General features: G+C 76.7%; 1 protein-coding gene and 2 pseudogenes. All 3 read right to left on the reverse strand.

Going from position 1 to position 3,094, the window contains the following annotated elements:
- Positions 1-407: zinc ribbon domain-containing protein (locus HUX53_RS03605; protein ID WP_309237029.1), on the reverse strand; the 407-nt coding region annotated here is incomplete at its 3' end.
- A pseudogene (locus HUX53_RS03610) lies at positions 404-2,835 on the reverse strand (tetratricopeptide repeat protein). The pseudogene HUX53_RS03610 and the gene HUX53_RS03605, both read right to left, overlap by 4 nt.
- Positions 2,832-3,094 (reverse strand): annotated as a pseudogene (locus tag HUX53_RS03615) (hypothetical protein); the annotation flags it as partial. The pseudogenes HUX53_RS03615 and HUX53_RS03610, both read right to left, overlap by 4 nt.

Here is a 3,094-nt window from a genome sequence, read left to right on the forward strand (position 1 = left end):
ACGTGGTCGCGCTCGCCGCGCACGCCGCCGGGGTCGCGGCCGTCGTGTCCGACGGCGTCGGGTCCTCGCAGCGCCCCGAGGACGCCTCCCGCGCGGCCGCCGTTCCCGCCGGGGGCGGGCAGCTCCAGCTCGACGTGGTCGCGCTCGGCGGGCTGGCGCAGCCCGCAGTTCTCGCAGTAGCCGTCGGCGTCGATCGCCGTCCCGCCGCAGTTCGTGCACGGCCGCGCGGAGGACGGCTCCCGCGCCGCCGTTCCGCCCGGCGGCGGCGCGTCGGTGAGGCGGTGGCCGCACTTCTCGCAGAAGACCTCCTCCGCGTACACGATCTCCCCGCACGCCGGACAGGACAGCTCCGCCGCCTTCGTCGCGTGGTCGGCTCCGGCGTCGGCTCCGGTCTGGTCATCGGTCACAGCAGCGTCCTCGGGCGTACGGCGTTGGCGGAGTCGACGAGGCGGCGGCACTCGTCGCGGTCACGGGTGCGGCGGGCCAGCTCGCGGTACGTCGCCTCCAGCAGGCGGCGCAGCGCGGTCTCGGTGAGCGGGGCGCCGAGCAGCGACCCGCCCTGAGCCGCGCCGGGCCCGGCGAGGAGCCAGTCGAGCGCGGCCTCCAGCACTTCGGCGGCGAGCCGGTCGCGGCGCTCTGCGTCCAGGTCGAGGGCGGTGAGCCGGTCCCCGGCGGCGACCAGCTCGGCCGCCGACAGCTCGGCGGGCGGGCGGCCGCGCACCGCCGTGCCACCGCCGCGACCTGGGCGGGCACGTACCGGATGGAGATCGTCGGCACCGAGTCGAGCGCGGCGACGGCCGCGCCCCGCTCGCCCGCCGCGAGATGCACGCGGGCCAGGCCGAACGCCGCGTTGATGTAGCTCTGGTCGGTGCGCCACACCGTCTCGTACAGGCGGATCGCGTCGGCCGGCGCCGTCCGCTCGCGGCAGTAGGCGAGGGCCAGCTTGGGCGCGGCCTCGCCGGGCAGCAGCCCGTACAGCCGGTCGAAGAGCGGCTCCGCCTCGTCCACCCGGCCGCGCGCGAGCAGCGCGACCGCGCGGTACCAGGCGACCCGCCAGTCACCGCGGCGCTCGGCTGCGAGCTCGTCGAGCAGCTCGTCGGCCTCCCCGCCGGCGCCCAGCTCGATCCTGGCGCGGGCGTGCGCCAGCCGGACCTCCGGCGTGCGGGACGGCGCGTTCGCCGCCGCCTCCGCCACCTGCGCCGGCTCCAGCGCGGACAGCCCGGACACGAACCCGGCGGCGGGGTCGGACCCGTCCACCAGCGGCACCGGCAGCGCCGCCGCGGCCACCTCCGGCGGGACGGGCGGCAGCGCGTGCGCGTCGCCCGCCCCGCCCGCCATCCGGGTCGTGAACCGCTCCGGCCCGAACAGCCCGGACGGGGCGGGCCGCGGGGTGCCGTCCTCGGCGGCGAGGACCTCCCGCAGCACGCCGGTGAGCTGCTCGGCCATCTCCGCCGCGTCCTGGAACCGCGCGTCCGGGTCGGCGTGCGTCGCGCGCAGCAGGAACCGGTGGAACGACTCGAACCGGCGGAACACCGGGACCTCTGGACCCGGCGGCAGGGAGCCGGCGTACTTCCTGGTGTAGCCGCGGAAGGGGAAGCTCAGCACGGCCAGCGCGCGGCCGACCGTGTACAGGTCGGAGGAGACGGACGGCCCCGCGTCGGCGATCTCGGGCGCCTGGTAGCCGACCGTGCCCCAGATCGCGCCGTCCGGATCGTCCAGCCGGCGGACGCCGCCGAGGTCGATGAGCCGCAGCTGCTCCTCGGACTGGATCACGTTGTCCGGCTTGAAGTCGCAGTACAGCAGGCCCTGCGCGTGCAGGTACTCGAACGCCCGCAGCACCTCCAGCCCGTAGGCGATGGCCTGCGCGAGCGGCAGGTGCTTCTCGCCGGGCGGCTGCGGCTGGCGCAGCAGGATGTCCTTGACCGACTCGCCGCCGACGTACTCCATCACGATGTAGCCGTCGCCGTCGTGCTGGACGAAGTTGTAGATCTTGACGATGTTGGGGTGCTCGACCTCGGCGAGGTAGGCGCGCTCGGCCGCCGCCGCGGCCATCGCGTCGGCGTCGCCGCTGTCCAGCAGGCCCTTCAGCACGACCCAGCGGTCGTGGACGTTGCGGTCCTTGGCCAGGTAGATCCAGCCGAGGCCGCCGTGCGCGAGGCAGCCGAGCACACCGTACTGCCCGCCGACGAGATCGCCGGGGCGCAGCTTCGGGGTGTAGGAGAAGCGGGCGCCGCACTTGGGGCAGAAGCCCTCGGTCCGGCCGGGCCGGTCGCCGCGCCCCCGGCCGACGGGCTCCCCGCAGCTGCTGCAGAACCGCTTGGCCTCGGCGACCTGCGGGTCGCTCATCACCGCGCCTGCCGGGTCCCGGTACGGGACGCGCGGCACCTCGACCAGCCCGGCGCCCAGCATGCCGCGGCGGCCGGACGAGCGCGACGACCCCGTACGGGTGCTGCCGGTGCGGGTGCTGCCCGTCCGGGTGCCGCCGGTGGGGGTGCTGCCGGTCGTCGCCACCCGGGCCGTGTGCGCGGGCGGCGAACCGCAGACGTCGCAGTAGCCGTCCATGATCGTCCCGGCGCAGCCGGCCTGCCCGCACGCGTCGGACCGCTCGGCCGGCGGGCGCGGCGCCGGCACGACCGGCGCGGCGCTCTCCGGCGGGCTGCCGCAGACGTCGCAGTAGCCGTCCGAGATCGTCCCGCCGCAGCCCGGCTGCGCGCACCCGCCGGACGGCGCCGGGCCTCCGGGCGCCGGGGTTCCGGGCGAGGCTGCCACGCCGCATACGACGCAGAAGCCGCCGTCGACGGTTCCGCCGCAGCCCGGCTCCGTGCACTGGCTCATCGTTCCGCTCCCTCCGCCCGCGACATGATGGCCCGCTGGTATCCCGACAGCGCCACGGTCGCGCTCCGCAGATCGCACGGCGAGGTCCACAGCAGCTCGCGGGCCTGCTCGTAGATCCGGGCGAGTTCGGCGTCCTCGGCGTGGCCGAGCCGCGCGGCCTTCACCCGGTAGGCCTCCAGCCGGCCGCGCGCGTGGTCGGCGGGCTGCTGGACCGGCGCGAGGAGCTGCGCGGCCGGCTGGAGGCCTACCGGGTGAAGGC

The organism is Actinomadura sp. BRA 177, assembly GCF_013372625.1.
In the GTDB taxonomy this organism is placed as follows: Bacteria; Actinomycetota; Actinomycetes; order Streptosporangiales; family Streptosporangiaceae; genus Spirillospora.